Raw genomic sequence first — 15,038 nt, forward strand, 5'->3', positions numbered from 1 at the left:
TTTTTATAAAAGGAAAACATCTTTGGAAAAGCATTTAAAATAGTTAAATTGCTCAACAAAAACATATAATCTGCCATAGGCAGTGCAAAGATAATCAATAACTTTCAGAATATTAAATGCCATTATATAAAACCATTAACCCAAATTCACAAACAACTGTTAAAATATGGAAGATTTTAGAATCGTTTGAGGATTTAATGAATAATACCCAACTTAAACCCGAAAGTTTAGAACGTGTTTTTGGTATGAAAAGTGAATTACATCAACGTGGGTTTTTAAGTGTAAGACATTTGTTAACTGAGTTTGGGTATCAAGATTCGGATTTATTTTATGACGAACATGGAAAACCACATTTGAAAGATGGAAAACAGATATCCATAACACATTCCTTTCATTTTTCAGCAGTTATAGTAAGTGAAAATGTGGTTGGAATTGATATTGAAAAGCAACGTAATAAAATAACCATTATTGCACATAAGTTTATTGATTATGAGTTTGATTACTTAAAAGAAAACGATTCAGATTACATCAAAAAACTCACTGCTATTTGGTGTATAAAGGAATCGTTGTATAAGCTATTTGCAACACCAGGATTGAGTTTTAAGAAATATTTTTTGGTGATTCCTTTTGAAATAAAAGATAAAGAAACCGTTGCTTGGATTGATTATCAAAACCAAAAATATCGCTATACTATTCAATTTTTGGAGTTTGAAGGGTTTACTTGTGCTTATGCCATTGCTTAAATGAATTTAATTTATAAAAACATACAAGATTCTGTATCAAACAAGAAAAAACTGCTTGCTGTTTTAATCGATCCAGATAAATTTTCTATTGAAAACACCGCTAATTTTGTCAAAAAAGTCAATGAGTCCATTGCAAATTATATTTTTGTTGGAGGTAGTATCGTTGATGAAAAGGCTACTGAAATTTTGGTTGCTGAAATTAAAAAGTATACCAAATTACCCCTTGTATTATTTCCAGGAGATGTGTCGCAAATTACCAAAAAAGCTGATGCTCTATTGTTTTTGTCTTTAATTTCCGGGAGGGATTCTGATTATTTAATTGGTAAACATATTGATGCGGTTTCAAAATTAAGAAAAACCAAATTAGAAGTTATTTCTACTGGATATATGTTAATAGAAAACGGGAAGGAAACCTCTGTTCAGCGCGTAACGGGAACAAAACCAATTCCTAGAAAAAATGTGCAGAACATAGTAGATACTGCAAAAGCGGGAGAATTGTTGGGCATGAAATTGATGTATTTAGAGGCAGGTAGTGGTGCCATTCACCCCATAAATACTGAGATAATAAAATCCGTAAAACAAGAGTTGCAAATACCAATTATAGTTGGAGGAGGTATTAGAAATAAACAGCAACTAAAAAACACGTATGATTCTGGAGCAGATATGGTGGTTATTGGAACTGTTTTTGAAGACAACGAAGCGTTTTTTGATGAATTAAAAAAAGAAATATGAAAATATCAGTAGAATTAACATTAACTCCCTTACATGATAATTACGAGCCTGCAATCATTCATTTTATAAAGAAATTAAGAGCTTCAAATTTAAAAGTTCTTGAAAACCCTTTAAGCACCCAAGTTTATGGCGATTATGATGAGGTAATGAAACTTTTAACCTCAGAAATTAAAGAAGCATTTGAACTTATTGATAGAGGCTTACTGTATATGAAAATTGTAAAATCTGATAGACACGATTATGAGCCCCACTTTTGAGTTTTTCTTTGGGCAATATTCAGATTATGAAACTTTAGATATTGTTCTTGAAATTGTTGCAGTTATCTTTGGATTCTTATCAGTTTGGTATTCTAAAAAGAACAGTGTTTCAGTGTTTCCAACGGGTATGATAAGTACTATTATTTTTGTTTATTTATTGTTTAAGTGGGAGCTTTTGGGTGACATGATGATAAATGCATACTACTTTATAATGAGTGTTTATGGTTGGTACATTTGGACAAGAAAAATAGATGAAATCCACGTTACACCAATTTCAACAACAACATTCAACGAAAAAAGAGTTAGTATAGCCATATTTTTTGCTACCCTGTTGTTTGTTTATTTAGTTTACAAGGCTTTTGGTAAATGGACAAGTTGGGTTGCCTACGTAGACACCATAACAACTGCTATATTTTTTGTTGGTATGTGGCTTATGGCAAGACGAAAAATTGAAAATTGGGTTTTCTGGATTATTGGAGATGTTATTTCAGTCCCATTGTATTTTTACAAAGGATTTACGTTTACTAGTTTTCAATATTTAGGATTTACAGTGATTGCCATTTTTGGTTATTTAGCATGGAAGAAAAATTTAAACAACAACCTTCAAACTGTGTGAAAGTAGTTTTGTTTGGTCCCGAATCTACTGGAAAAACGACTTTGTCTCGACAGTTAGCTCGATACTACAATTCGGTTTGGGTGCCAGAATATGCACGCGAATATCTTCAAAACAAATGGAATAACGAACGTAAAACTTGTGAGCCAAATGATTTACTTCCTATTGCTGAAGGACAAATGCGTTTAGAAAATGAATTGGCGCAAAAAACAGATACTGTTTTAATTTGCGATACCGATTTACTGGAAACCAAAGTGTATTCTGAGGCCTACTATATAGGAAGTTGCGATCCCATTTTAGAAAAGTATGCACTTGAAAACACTTATGATTTGTATTTGCTCACTTACATTGACACCCCATGGGAGGCAGATGATTTAAGAGACAAACCAGAACATAGAAAAGAAATGTTTGAAGCCTTTAAAAATGAGCTCATAAAACAAAATAGACCATACATTTTATTAAAAGGCAACAAAAAAAAACGACTGGAAGAAGCCGTAAAACATATTGATAAACTTTTAAAACCCCAAAAATAATGTTTACAGAAAAAGATTTACAACAAATAAAAAATAAAGGCATAACGGTAAAACTGGTTGAAGCACAAGTTAACCGAATTAAAAATGGCATGTCTTATTCAAATCTGGTTGAAGCTGCAAATATTGGAAACGGAATAGAAAAATATTCTGAACAGGAGATGCGAGATTTAATAGATTTTTACGAAACGGAACAAAATAATTATAACATCATAAAATTTGTTCCTGCCTCTGGTGCAGCCTCTAGAATGTTCAAATTTTTGTTTCAGTTTTTAAATGATTTTGATGTGTCAAACGAAAGTATTGATGACTATGTAAATCGATCAGGAAACAAATTAATTAAAACATTTAGCGATTGTTTAAATCAATTTCCTTTTTATGAAGAAGTATTGAATGAGGTTAAATCACAAACCCCGAATTTCAAAAATTTATCCAAAGATGAAGCTTGCTACAAATTTGTGCACACGATGCTATTAGAAAACGGGTTAAATTACAGTTTTTTACCTAAGGGATTACTTCCTTTCCATCAATACAAAACGGGATCGGTTACGGCATTTCGTGAACATTTGTTGGAATCAACACTTTATGCGAGTTCAAACGGAATATCAAATCTGCATTTTACAGTTTCTGAAATACACCACAGTTATTTCAACACGGAGTTGAACAAGGTAAAATCTGGTTTAGAAAATAGCATCGGAACTACATTTAACGTGTCTTTTTCCTACCAAAAAGCAGAAACCGAAACCTTGGCTTTAACTACTGATAACGAAATTTACAGAAACGACGACGGCTCTATTTTATTCAGGCCTGCAGGCCATGGCGCCCTTTTAGAAAATTTAAATGATTTAGATAACGATGTTGTTTTTATTAAAAATATAGATAACATAGTAGTGTTTGATAAAAACAAAAAAATATCCGATTATAAAAAAATGATAGCTGGAGTCTTATTAAAAGCGCAAAATCAAGCTTTTGCCTATCTAGAAGATTTAGATAATAAGACTATTACAGAAGAGGATACAATAGACATGGCGTTATTTTTATCAAAAACACTAAATGTACCTATTACAGAGAATTTTGACGACCTGTCACTTGAGAAAAAAATAATTTATTTAAAGAATAAACTTAACAGGCCTATGCGTGTTTGCGCTATGGTAAAAAATGAAGGCGAACCTGGTGGAGGTCCATTTTGGGTAAAGGATATTAATGGAGAGATATCATTACAAATTGTGGAATTTGCTCAAATAGATATTGATAATAAACAGCAAGCAGATATAGTAAAAAACGCTACACATTTTAATCCAACCGATTTGGTATGTGGTATTAAAAACTATAAAGGTAAAAAGTTTGATTTAATGAATTATGTTGATCCTGAGGCAGCTTTTATCACCATGAAAACGCAAAATGGGGTTGATATTCAGGCTCTTGAGTTACCTGGATTATGGAATGGTAGTATGGCACATTGGAATTCAATTTTTGTTGAAGTACCCGTTGAAACGTTTAACCCTGTAAAAACAGTTAACGATTTATTAAAACCCGCACATCAAGTTTTATAAATGTTAAATAAAGATGGTTTACTGCAAGAGCTCAATTTTAAAGCCATTAGAAGTTCAGGTTCTGGCGGACAGCATGTGAACAAAGTGTCTTCAAAAATTGAATTGTATTTTGATTTAAATAATTCACAAGCTTTAACTGACTTACAAAAAATACGCCTTCAAAATAAATTAAAATCAAGACTGACCAATGAAGGCGTTTTAATATTGCAATGCGATGAAAGCCGAAGCCAACATAAAAATAAAGACCTGGTAATAAAGCGTTTTTTTGACCTAGTTCAAGCATCGTTGGTTGTTCCAAAAAGGCGAATACCAACAAAAGTTCCAAAATCCGCAGTCAGAAAACGATTGAAAAGCAAACGTAATCTATCTGAGAAAAAGGTAAATAGAAAAAAACCTGATTTAGATTAAAATAATTGTACATAGTCCATTGTCAATTATCTATTGTTGAGTAATTTTGCGTCGTTCTCAAAAAGGGGTGCTTTTTCAGTTAACAGTGATTAGTGAACATTGAAAAATTCTTAATAAAGATATTTTAACTTTTAGCTTTTAACTTTTAACTTCCGAAAGGCTGAGATCATACCCAATGAACCTGGAACAGGTAATGCTGTTTAGGGATTATAAAAGAAAAGCAAGTTGCTTTTCAAAAAATCAATTATTAACAATAAAAGAATAATGACCTCTTTTTATTCGATTTAAATTTTATTTATTTCGAGATGAAAAACAATTTTCTTTTTTTGACACTTTTTGTGTTATCAATCTGTGCTTATGCACAACAAAATCAAACGGAACAAGATTCAACCAAAACTCAAAATCTTGACGAGGTTTTAGTAAAAGCAGTGAGAGTGGACGCCGATTCTCCTATTACTCATTCAAACGTATCAAAGGAAGAGTTGGCAAAACGCAACTTGGGCCAGGATATCCCAATTTTGCTTAATTATTTGCCCTCAGTCGTAACCACTAGTGATGCGGGTGCTGGTATAGGTTACACGGGTATTCGAGTTCGTGGCACCGATGCCACAAGAGTAAATGTTTCCATAAATGGAATTCCATACAACGACCCTGAAAGCCAAGGCACTTTTTGGGTCAATTTAGGTGATTTCGCCTCATCTACAGAAAGCTTGCAATTGCAAAGAGGGGTTGGAACTTCAACAAACGGCTCTGGTGCTTTTGGGGCTAGTTTAAACCTATTAACCGATGCGTTTTCCGAAGAAGCTTCTGGTGAAATATCTAATAGTTTTGGTAGCTTCAATACTCGTAAACACACCGTAAAATTAAGTACGGGGTTGCTAAATAATCATTTTGAATTTTCTGGACGCTTCTCAAAAATATATTCCGATGGGTATGTAGATCGTGCTTTTACCGACTTGAAATCCTATTTTTTACAAGGTATTTATAAAGATGAAAACACCTTAATTAAAGCGTTAACTTTTGGAAATAAAGAACAAACCTATCAATCTTGGTTTGGGTTAACAGCAGAACAATTACAAGAAGACCGAAGACAAAACCCTTACACCTACGAAAATGAAACCGATAATTACTGGCAAGACCACTATCAATTACATTGGAATGAGCGTTTTAACAATAACTGGTCTACCAATTTAGGCCTAAATTACACTAAAGGTTACGGATATTTTGAGCAGTACAGACCAGAGGAATCTGCTACAGATTTTGCCAATTTAATTGTAGATGATTCTGATGTTATTGTGCGCCGTTGGCTGGACAATAACTTTTATGTGCTAAATGCCAATGTTACTTATAAAAAAAATATGCTGGAAATTATTTCAGGATTATCCATAAGTTCTTATACCGGAGATCATTTTGGAGAGGTTATATGGGGTAGTAATTTAGCACCCAATACTCAAATAAGAGATCGTTATTACAATGGCGATGCCACTAAAAACGATTTCAGCATCTTTACAAAAGCTACTTTCAAACTTGCCAAAAAGATAACTGGGTTTGTTGATTTGCAAGGACGTTTTGTAAGCTACAAAACCAATGGGTTGGATTCTGATAGGAATGTATTTAATACCGATGCAGATTTCGACTTTTTTAATCCCAAATTAGGGTTTACTTATAAACCAAGCTTGAATAATAACTTTTATGCATCGTATGCTATAGCTAATAGAGAACCCAATCGGGATGATTTTCAAGCAGGAGTAACAGAAAATGAAACCTTGAATGATATTGAATTAGGATGGCGCCATAACACTGAAAAGGTAGCACTTAGTACTAATGTTTATTACATGTTTTATCAAAATCAACTGGTTTTAACAGGTGAATTGGATGATGTGGGAAGTCCATTAAGAGCTACTAGTGGTAAAAGTTACCGTTTAGGTTTAGAAGTGGATGCTAACATCAAGTTTAGCAGTGTATTTAACTTATCAACTAATGTGGCTTTGAGCCGTAATAAAAATAAAGATTTTACCACCTCAGTTGATGGAGTTCTGGTAAACTTAGGTAACACCAATATTTCCTTTTCACCAGAATTAGTTATTGGTAATGCTTTAAATTTTTATCCTGTTGAACGTTTACAACTATCGCTTTTAAGCAAATATGTTGGCGAACAATATATGGGAAATACCGATAATGCAGACTCTATTTTGGAAAGTTACTTTGTGAGCGATTTCAATATCAATTATGAAATTAAACCCAAAGCGTTATTCAAATCCATTGTATTATCTGGTTTAGTAAATAATATTTTTAACAAAGAATATGTTTCTAATGGCTACTTTGGCTCTTTCGATTTTGATGATGCAAGCAGTCCTACTGGAACAACCACAGGTTATTTTGCTGGGTATTATCCACAAGCCACCACAAATTTCTTGTTAGGGGCTACTTTAAAATTTTAAGTGATGTATTAGGTTTAAATTTAAGCGCGGCTGGTTTAATACCAAATGCGCTTTTTTAATTGAATATAGTCAAGTTATCACCGCTTCTTTGTGCCACATAACCTCTTAAAGGACATCTTGTTCCAGTGTTACCAACAGGGATGCCATCCAGTAAACTGTATTCATTTCCATCGTCACAATTACATTTAGCAATAATGCCATTAATAGTTAAAAACGAACAATTTGAGGGAATGTGGTTGGGGTCGGTGGCATCAAAAGCTACATATCTGGAGCCGGTATTGTTAACTATAATGCCGTCTTTACCTCCTATATTGGGGATATGAACTGGAACGTTTATGGATTTTAACTGACTATATTGAGGAAAATTAAGATTGATAGTTTCACTCACATTAATATCCAATAAAAAATTACAATTTCTATTATCAATAGAGTTGCCACTACATGCGCATAAAAAAAGTAAACAAAATAAGTACAGGAAGTGTTTCATAGCATTCGTAATAATGGGCAATTTACAACAAAAAGTAAATTGACATAAATATTTTGTATATTTGTATTCTAATCTCGTGCTTACGGGATTTTTTTATATGCTGAATTTTTTCAGCATCTTTTATTAAGTAAAACGATGAAGTTATGAGTAAAGTATCATACTATACACCTGAGGGATTAAAAAAATTAAGAGATGAGCTTAAACAATTAAAAGATGTTGAGCGCGTAAAAGCTTCTAAAGCTATAGCTGAAGCGAGAGATAAAGGCGATTTAAGTGAAAATGCCGAATACGACGCAGCTAAGGAAGCACAGGGTATGTTGGAAATGCGAATTTCTAAACTTGAAGACGCTTTAGCAGGAGCTCGATTAATAGACGAATCACAATTGGATACATCTAAAGTATTGGTGTTGTCCAAAGTGAAGATAAAAAACCAAACCAATGGTATGGAAATGGTTTATACTTTGGTGGCCGATGGTGAAGCCGATTTAAAATCGGGTAAAATATCGGTAAACTCTCCTATTGGCAAAGGCTTGTTGGGAAAATCGGTTGGTGAAGTTGCAGAAATACAAGTACCAAATGGTGTTATGAAATTTGATATTATAGAGATTTCTAGATAAACTATTTATATTAAAAAAAAACCTATTTTAAAGATTTCTAATCTATTTTGATTGGGAATCTTTTTATATTTACATCTATTGAAACTCTCAAAAAATATGGCTTCAATTTTCACTAAAATAGTTAATGGCGAAATTCCTTGTTATAAGGTAGCTGAAACAGATGATTTTTTAGCCTTTTTAGATGTTAATCCCAACAGTAAAGGGCATACGCTTTGTATACCTAAAAAGGAAGTCGATAAGATTTTTGATTTAGATGAAACTGATTTTAATGGTTTAATGAGTTTCTCAAGAAAAGTTGCTAAAGCTATTGAGAAAACCATTTCTTGTAAACGGGTTGGTTTAACCGTCATTGGTTTGGAAGTTCCACATGCCCACGTGCATTTAATTCCTTTAAACTCTATGGAAGATGCCCGATTTATTCAAAAAGTAAAATTAACACCAGACGAATTTCAAGATATAGCAAATTCCATAAAAGCTGCACTATAAATTATTGTAAAGCATCGTAAAAATTACTGCAGAGACAACTATAGCAGTAGTTATTATCACAACCCAACTGAGTTTTTTTAGGTACGTGGAAGCTTTTTTCGGCTCCACAGCTTTTTTTTGGTAATCCACTACTTGATCAATATCATCTGTCCATTGTACAGGGTATATAATGGAGTTACATTTTTTACAAACTAATTCATAATTGACCTCAGAGGTAATCGATTTGTAAAACTTCGTTTCTTTAATTTTTTGCTTTAAAATTAAGCGTAAACCCTCTCTAATAAAACATATTGGACAGTTGTTTTTTAAAGTGACTTCTTTTATATCAAATTGTTTTTCAGGCATTTTTAATTAGCACGTTTTAAAGCAATTTGTATAGTGGTGCCTTTTCCAATTTCAGAGTGTAAAACTTTAATTTTCCCATCATGAAAACTTTCTATAATACGTTTGGTAAGTGATAGTCCTAAACCCCAACCTCTTTTTTTGGTTGTAAAACCTGGCTCAAATATTTTATTGAAATCCTTCTTCGGAATTCCTTTTCCAGTATCGGTAACACTTACTTTTACATTGTTTTCCAATTGTGAAATTTCAACAATTAATTTACCCCGGCCCTTCATGGCGTCAATGGCATTCTTTACTAGATTTTCAATAGTCCAACTGTAAAGTTGTCCATTTAGATTTACAGGAATTACTTCGTCTGGGACGTTTATCTCAAAATCAATAAGTTTTGAAGAACGTGCTTTTAAATAATCAAAAGATTCAATAGTTTCCTTTACAATGTCGGTAATTTCCAATGTTGGCAGCGAACCTATTTTACTAAAACGCTCAGTAATGGTTTTTAGCCTATCTACATCTTTTTCTATTTCAACAATATAATCTGGGTTTACGTTCTCACTTTTTAAAATTTCTGTCCAGCCAATTAATGATGATAAAGGCGTACCTATTTGATGCGCGGTCTCCTTAGCCATACCTGACCATAACTTATTTTGAGTGGCGTTTTTGTTACTGCTATAAAAGAAAAAAATTACTGCTACAAATAGAATAATAATTAGCATCAAGGCTAAAGGATAATACTTTAGTTTATTAAGTAATGGTGAATTTCCATAATAAATAATGCTATTTAATTTACCGTCGAAAATAACTTCTATAGGTTTGTTTTCACTCTTGAATTTTGTAATTAAATTTTTTATGTACGTAGAGTCTGTCAATTTAATATCATCAATATTAAGATGACTGCCAACACTTCCATCTTTATTAATCTCTAAAACAGGTGTGCTTTTATTGCTATTTAGTATTTTTAATGTTAGGTCTAAATTTGTATTATTATCAGAGTTTATTAAATCGGTTTGTGCAAAAGACCAATTTTCCATTTTGCTTCGCTCTTCCTCCTTAAAATATTGAAAGAATTCATAGGTTTTCCATAAAATAAGTAATACTATAGCAAATGATATTAGGATGATAATCCATCTAAAAGCATTGCTGTGTTTTGTGAAAATCATTAAAAATTAAATTTGATTTGTAATATAATGCAAATCTGTTAATATTATTGCGCAAGTTGTTAGTAAATCTGTTTTTAGATGCGTTGTAGTTTAGTTACATTTGTAAAACTTAAAAGAGGTTAATGCTGTCTTTAGATCCAAAAAGTTTGTCCACCAGCAAATTGCATAGTTATTTGTTAAATGCTGTAGCACCAAGGCCAATAGCTTTTGCAAGTACCGTTGATGTTGATGGCAATCCAAATTTATCACCTTACAGCTTTTTTAATGTATTCAGTGCAAATCCTCCTATTTTAATTTTTTCACCATCCAGACGTGTTCGGGATAACACAGAAAAGCATACGTTGCAAAATGTTGAAGCCACAAAAGAAGTAGTAATAAATGTTGTAAATTTTGATATGGTACATCAAATGTCATTAAGTAGCACCGAATATCCTGAGGGCGTTAATGAGTTTGAAAAAGCAGGTTTGACCATGTTGAAATCAGAGATTGTGAAACCTTTTAGGGTTGCAGAAGCTCCTGTACAATTTGAGTGTAAAGTAAATGACATCATAAAATTAGGGACAGAGGGAGGTGCCGGTAATTTAGTTATTTGTGAAATTGTAAAATTTCATATTGATGAAGATGTTTTAAATGAAGATGGGTCCATAAACCAAAAAAAGTTAGACTTGGTAGCTAGAGCAGGAGGTAATTATTATAGTCGTGCAATAAAGGGCTTTTTTGAAATACCCAAACCACTTTCTGGCCTAGGAATTGGAGTTGATAATTTTCCAGACTATGTTAAAAACAGTATGGTTTTAACAGGGAACGATTTAGGCATGTTAGGCAATATTGAAGCACTCCCAACAGAAATAGAAGTCAAAGCTTTTATTGAAGATTTAGGTTCGCGATATCCCGATATCAAAACCAAGACACATAGACAAAAACATAAATTGGCACGAAATTATTTAAGCTTTGGAGATATTGAAAGTGCTTGGAAAATATTGTTGTCATAAATAAAAGTAGTAATATTAAAGATTAAATATAGATTAAATGGAAGTTCAAGGAAGAATTAAAATGATAGGAGAAACCCAAACTTTTGGAAACAATGGGTTTAGAAAAAGAGAAATTGTAGTGACTACAGAAGAGCAATACCCGCAGCATATTATGGTGGAGTTTGTGCAAGATAAAACCGATTTGTTAAACAACTATCAAGTTGGGCAACAAGTAAAAATAAGCATCAATTTACGAGGAAGGGAATGGGTAAATCCGCAAGGCGAAACCAAATATTTTAACTCCATACAAGGATGGCGCATTGAAGCTTTACAAGGTGAAGCAGGAGGCGATAATTTACCTCCAATGCCACCAGCTGATGCTTTTGAACCAGCAGGAGATTTAAACGAAGACGATCACGACGATTTACCGTTTTAAATAATTTCTGCTTGAGCAGAAACATAAATTATAAAACCTTTCAGTATTTTTATTGAGAGGTTTTTCTATTGTATTAAAGCTAAGTTTGTAAATGCATTATTTGAATGAAAATATATGGTTCCCAAATGTAAATGAAGCAACTAAAGATGGATTACTGGCTATTGGTGGCGACTTGTCAGTAGAACGCCTTTTGCTTGCCTATAAATCTGGAATTTTTCCATGGTTTGAGTATGAAGAACCCATTTTATGGTGGTCCCCAAACCCACGTTTTGTCTTGTTTCCAGATAAGTTAAAAGTATCCAAAAGCATGAAACAAATCCTGCGAAATAATAATTTTGTTGTGACACTAAATAAAGATTTCAAAGCAGTGATTACGGAATGTTCTAAAGTTGAAAGAGATGGTCAAGCAGGAACTTGGATAACCAAAAATATGATAAGTGCCTATGTAAAACTCCATGAATTAGGCTTTGCTAAATCTATTGAAGTGTGGAATGAAAATCGATTAGTCGGCGGTCTTTATGGCGTGGATTTAGGAAACGGTGTATTTAGTGGTGAAAGTATGTTTACCAAAGAAAGCAATGCCAGTAAGCTGGGGTTTATTAATTTTATACAAAACAGCAATTATAACCTGATAGATTGCCAAGTGTACACCCCGCATTTAGAAAGTTTGGGTGCTGAAGAAATTTCAAGAGATAGTTTTATGAGATATATCATGGCCTTTTAAATCTTCAAAATACCAGAACTTAATACAAACAAATTATTTTGAGCTTCTACATTAAAAGATTCTAACCTATACTCTAAACCTGCTTGTAGCTTTAAATTTTCTGTAAGTTGCCAACCTATTTGTACGGTAGTACGTTGATCTATTTCTGGTATATCAGGTTTACTTAAATTAAGTAACCCCTCCAAAGAACTTACAAAATAAAGCTCTCCTATGTCAAGTTTTTCTCCATTTAAAGGAAAATCTATGGTAAAACGGTATCGTTGTCTAAAAACCGTTCTGTCGTTAAAAAAGCGTTGTTCACTCCTAAAACGATGACCAAACCGAACACCAAGTTTTTGCTTTTTGTAGTTAAACTGTTGTGTAAGGCGAAGTTCATCACTGCCCGTATCAAAAATATCCCGGTTGCGGTAGTAGATTCCAAAACTTAGATCGTGACTGTAATCTAAAACCAAGGTTGAAAAGTGAAAAATATCCAGCTGCTGTTGCTGGTACTGTAAAGTTTGGTTTCTGTATAGGAAAGAACGTGAACGGGTTGCAAAATTTACATTGTAATTTTTAGATACTTTATGGTTGATTGCTATAGAGGTTTCTGCCAAGGCCCTAAAACTTTCCTGTGCTCCTGAAAAAACCCACATCAGGAGAAATATATAAAAAGTAATGGCTTTAGTATAATGCATGCTCGTATGAGGATGAAGAAATGGGTCTTGATTTTTCAAATTTGCCAGTATTTTCAAAGGTAAACTCCTTTAACAAACGCGTTTTATCTTCCTTAGTTTTGATTTCAGCTATAATCTCAAAATGGGTGTTTTTGCCAATGGGATTATCGAGGACATAATTTAAAAACTCATGGTCACTTTTATCTGAAGTATTTACAAACTGTTTTTGTATTTTTATAAATCTAACTTTGGCATATTTGGTTTTATAATAATCCATGATTTTATTGAGTATTGGCTCAGGTATATGTTTTTCTTTTATAACAATTTCAATGTCCTCTAGTTTACCCAAAGTATCAAACTCTATACTGTAATGGAGCTTATTCAGTTTAAACTTAGCTTCATAACTGCTTTTTTCTCCATCGGTTTCTTTATAATATTTAATGTTTTTTGCTCGAGTTGCTATAGCATTGAAATATAAAAGGCTATTTTTAGGAAATTCTGATGCCTCAATACGTTCTTCTTTTTCATTTTTGACTTGTGAAAATGAAAGTGAACAATAAAAAAGAATCAATATAATAATATTAAACTTCATCATATCTAAAACAACTCATTTCATGATCATTAACCATACCTGTCGCTTGCATATAGGCATATATGACCGTTGTGCCAACAAATTTAAAACCATAGTTTTTTAAATCTTTACTAATGGCATCACTTAACGAGGTATTTGCAGGAACCTGTGTATAATTTTTAAGTGCATTTTTTATGGGTTTATTGTCAACAAAAGCCCAAATATAGTTACTAAAACTGCCAAATGCCTCCTGAATTTTTATAAAAGCTTGAGCGTTGGTAATGGTTGCTAGAATCTTTAATTTATTTCTAATGATACCCGTGTCCTGTAATAGTTCATTAATTTTTGGCTGTTGGTATTGGGCAATTTTTTTATAATCGAAATTATCAAATGCTATTCTGAAATTTTCACGTTTACGTAAAACAGTAATCCAACTTAAACCCGCTTGAAAAGTTTCTAAAATTAAGAATTCAAAAAGAGTATTATCATTGTAAATAGGTACACCCCATTCTTGGTCGTGGTAAGTTTCATATAAATCATCTCCAACACACCAACCGCATCTATTTTTTTTCATTTAAAATTCTATAAAGTGAAAATTTCGATTATAAATGTAAGCTTTTGTAAAATAAAATGACAAATGTTGATGTTGAAAAGTAGAAAAAAGTTCCATAAAGTCAACTAACTGAAACAATGATAGATCCAATTATAAAATCGAGTATAAAAAAGGGAATTTCCTATGAATCATATCGAAATATGATATCACATTTAGCAGAAATAAACTCAACAACTGGTCATAATAAATCAGAAGCTTTAATTAATTACACCAAGCTTAATGATAGGCGCATGAAACGTTGGGACAAAACAATCAAGATTTCCGAAAAAATCCAGAAAAAAGTTACAGCCTTGAATAAAAAAATTACTTGGATTATTATTACTGAAAGTTGGTGTGGTGATGCAGCCCATGTAATGCCAGTACTTAACAAAATGGCAGAATTTAATAATAATATAAGCATAAAGATTGTATTGCGTGATGAAAATATTGAGCTCATGGACATGTTTTTAACTAATGGTGGAAGGGCTATTGCTAAAGTTATTATGGTTGATGACGAAACAGGTGAAATTTTAAACACTTATGGCCCCAGACCGAGCATAGCTAACAAACTTGTTAATGAATACAAAAACAATCATGGAAAACTAACACCAGAGTTTAAAGAAGAGCTGCAAATTTGGTACAATAAAGATAAAGGCCAAACCATCGCAGAGGATGTAGCAAATATTTTGTTTGATATAGAATTTACTGTTTACCAATAAAAT

At 32.5% G+C, this 15,038-nt stretch carries 20 protein-coding genes; 14 read left to right on the top strand and 6 right to left on the bottom strand.

Annotation, left to right across the window (positions count from 1 at the left end):
• The first annotated feature begins 116 nt into the window (after nt 1-116).
• The 8 genes from ABD963_RS04030 (at nt 117) to ABD963_RS04065 (ending at nt 7,277) form a co-directional block, all read left to right on the top strand.
• Complete coding sequence (locus tag ABD963_RS04030; RefSeq protein ID WP_345275651.1) at nt 117-743, top strand: 4'-phosphopantetheinyl transferase family protein; 627 nt, start codon at nt 117-119, stop codon at nt 741-743.
• Nucleotides 744-1,475, top strand: coding sequence for a phosphoglycerol geranylgeranyltransferase (locus tag ABD963_RS04035; RefSeq protein ID WP_345275652.1), 732 nt, complete (start codon nt 744-746; stop codon nt 1,473-1,475).
• Nucleotides 1,472-1,732, top strand: a complete 261-nt coding sequence (locus tag ABD963_RS04040) for a thiamine-binding protein (RefSeq protein WP_345275653.1) — start codon at nt 1,472-1,474, stop codon at nt 1,730-1,732. Before ABD963_RS04035 ends, ABD963_RS04040 begins: the two co-directional genes overlap by 4 nt.
• Entirely contained in the window at nt 1,716-2,348 is a 633-nt protein-coding gene (pnuC, locus tag ABD963_RS04045) for a nicotinamide riboside transporter PnuC (protein ID WP_345275654.1), read from the top strand. The genes ABD963_RS04040 and pnuC overlap by 17 nt, the downstream gene beginning before the upstream one ends.
• Nucleotides 2,309-2,878 (top strand): AAA family ATPase, encoded by a 570-nt coding sequence (locus ABD963_RS04050; RefSeq protein WP_345275655.1) that lies wholly within the window; start codon nt 2,309-2,311, stop codon nt 2,876-2,878. Before pnuC ends, ABD963_RS04050 begins: the two co-directional genes overlap by 40 nt.
• Nucleotides 2,878-4,428, top strand: a complete 1,551-nt coding sequence (locus tag ABD963_RS04055) for a DUF4301 family protein (RefSeq protein ID WP_345275656.1) — start codon at nt 2,878-2,880, stop codon at nt 4,426-4,428. The genes ABD963_RS04050 and ABD963_RS04055 overlap by 1 nt, the downstream gene beginning before the upstream one ends.
• Nucleotides 4,429-4,836, top strand: a complete 408-nt coding sequence (gene arfB / locus ABD963_RS04060) for an alternative ribosome rescue aminoacyl-tRNA hydrolase ArfB (protein ID WP_345275657.1) — start codon at nt 4,429-4,431, stop codon at nt 4,834-4,836.
• 305 nt (nt 4,837-5,141) lie between these two features.
• Nucleotides 5,142-7,277 (top strand): TonB-dependent receptor, encoded by a 2,136-nt coding sequence (locus tag ABD963_RS04065; protein WP_345275658.1) that lies wholly within the window; start codon nt 5,142-5,144, stop codon nt 7,275-7,277.
• Between the two features lie 55 nt (nt 7,278-7,332).
• On the opposite strand, the gene ABD963_RS04070 is transcribed toward ABD963_RS04065, so the two are convergent.
• Nucleotides 7,333-7,764 carry a hypothetical protein gene (locus ABD963_RS04070; protein WP_345275659.1) on the bottom strand — a complete coding sequence of 144 codons (432 nt, stop codon included), beginning with the start codon at nt 7,762-7,764 and terminating at the stop codon, nt 7,333-7,335.
• 143 nt (nt 7,765-7,907) lie between these two features.
• On the opposite strand from ABD963_RS04070, the gene greA reads away from it, so the two are divergent.
• Complete coding sequence (gene greA / locus ABD963_RS04075) at nt 7,908-8,381, top strand: transcription elongation factor GreA (RefSeq protein ID WP_345275660.1); 474 nt, start codon at nt 7,908-7,910, stop codon at nt 8,379-8,381.
• A gap of 96 nt (nt 8,382-8,477) precedes the next feature.
• On the top strand, nt 8,478-8,867 hold the full coding sequence (locus ABD963_RS04080; RefSeq protein WP_345275661.1) for an HIT family protein: 390 nt from the start codon (nt 8,478-8,480) through the stop codon (nt 8,865-8,867).
• Here ABD963_RS04080 and ABD963_RS04085 read toward each other — a convergent pair.
• Both ABD963_RS04085 and ABD963_RS04090 read right to left on the bottom strand, forming a co-directional pair.
• Nucleotides 8,862-9,212, bottom strand: a complete 351-nt coding sequence (locus ABD963_RS04085) for a hypothetical protein (RefSeq protein ID WP_345275662.1) — start codon at nt 9,210-9,212, stop codon at nt 8,862-8,864. The two genes, ABD963_RS04080 and ABD963_RS04085, sit on opposite strands and share 6 nt — an antisense overlap.
• A 2-nt stretch (nt 9,213-9,214) precedes the next feature.
• Nucleotides 9,215-10,366: a sensor histidine kinase gene (locus tag ABD963_RS04090; protein WP_345275663.1), complete on the bottom strand. Its 1,152-nt coding sequence runs from the start codon at nt 10,364-10,366 to the stop codon at nt 9,215-9,217.
• Between the two features lie 122 nt (nt 10,367-10,488).
• On the opposite strand from ABD963_RS04090, the gene ABD963_RS04095 reads away from it, so the two are divergent.
• The 3 genes from ABD963_RS04095 to aat all read left to right on the top strand — a co-directional run bounded on the left by ABD963_RS04095 (nt 10,489) and on the right by aat (nt 12,497).
• A complete protein-coding gene (locus tag ABD963_RS04095; RefSeq protein ID WP_345275664.1) occupies nt 10,489-11,358 on the top strand; it encodes a flavin reductase family protein in 870 nt (289 codons plus the stop codon).
• A 37-nt stretch (nt 11,359-11,395) separates the two neighbouring features.
• Complete coding sequence (locus tag ABD963_RS04100) at nt 11,396-11,773, top strand: DUF3127 domain-containing protein (protein ID WP_345275665.1); 378 nt, start codon at nt 11,396-11,398, stop codon at nt 11,771-11,773.
• A gap of 91 nt (nt 11,774-11,864) precedes the next feature.
• A complete protein-coding gene (aat, locus tag ABD963_RS04105; protein ID WP_345275666.1) occupies nt 11,865-12,497 on the top strand; it encodes a leucyl/phenylalanyl-tRNA--protein transferase in 633 nt (210 codons plus the stop codon).
• Here aat and ABD963_RS04110 read toward each other — a convergent pair.
• From ABD963_RS04110 to ABD963_RS04120, 3 genes are read right to left on the bottom strand one after another with little or no spacing between them, the layout of a single operon-like run.
• Entirely contained in the window at nt 12,494-13,213 is a 720-nt protein-coding gene (locus ABD963_RS04110) for a DUF2490 domain-containing protein (protein WP_345275667.1), read from the bottom strand. The two genes, aat and ABD963_RS04110, sit on opposite strands and share 4 nt — an antisense overlap.
• Nucleotides 13,161-13,748, bottom strand: coding sequence for a hypothetical protein (locus ABD963_RS04115; RefSeq protein WP_345275668.1), 588 nt, complete (start codon nt 13,746-13,748; stop codon nt 13,161-13,163). The genes ABD963_RS04110 and ABD963_RS04115 overlap by 53 nt, the downstream gene beginning before the upstream one ends.
• Nucleotides 13,735-14,298, bottom strand: coding sequence for a DNA-3-methyladenine glycosylase I (locus ABD963_RS04120; RefSeq protein ID WP_345275669.1), 564 nt, complete (start codon nt 14,296-14,298; stop codon nt 13,735-13,737). Before ABD963_RS04120 ends, ABD963_RS04115 begins: the two co-directional genes overlap by 14 nt.
• 116 nt (nt 14,299-14,414) lie before the next feature.
• Here ABD963_RS04120 and ABD963_RS04125 point away from each other — a divergent pair, with 116 nt between their 5' ends.
• Complete coding sequence (locus ABD963_RS04125) at nt 14,415-15,035, top strand: thioredoxin family protein (protein ID WP_345275670.1); 621 nt, start codon at nt 14,415-14,417, stop codon at nt 15,033-15,035.
• Nucleotides 15,036-15,038 lie beyond the last annotated feature (3 nt).

Origin of the sequence: Litoribaculum gwangyangense, from assembly GCF_039543505.1 — a bacterium.
GTDB classification, from domain to species: Bacteria; Bacteroidota; Bacteroidia; order Flavobacteriales; family Flavobacteriaceae; genus Litoribaculum; species Litoribaculum gwangyangense.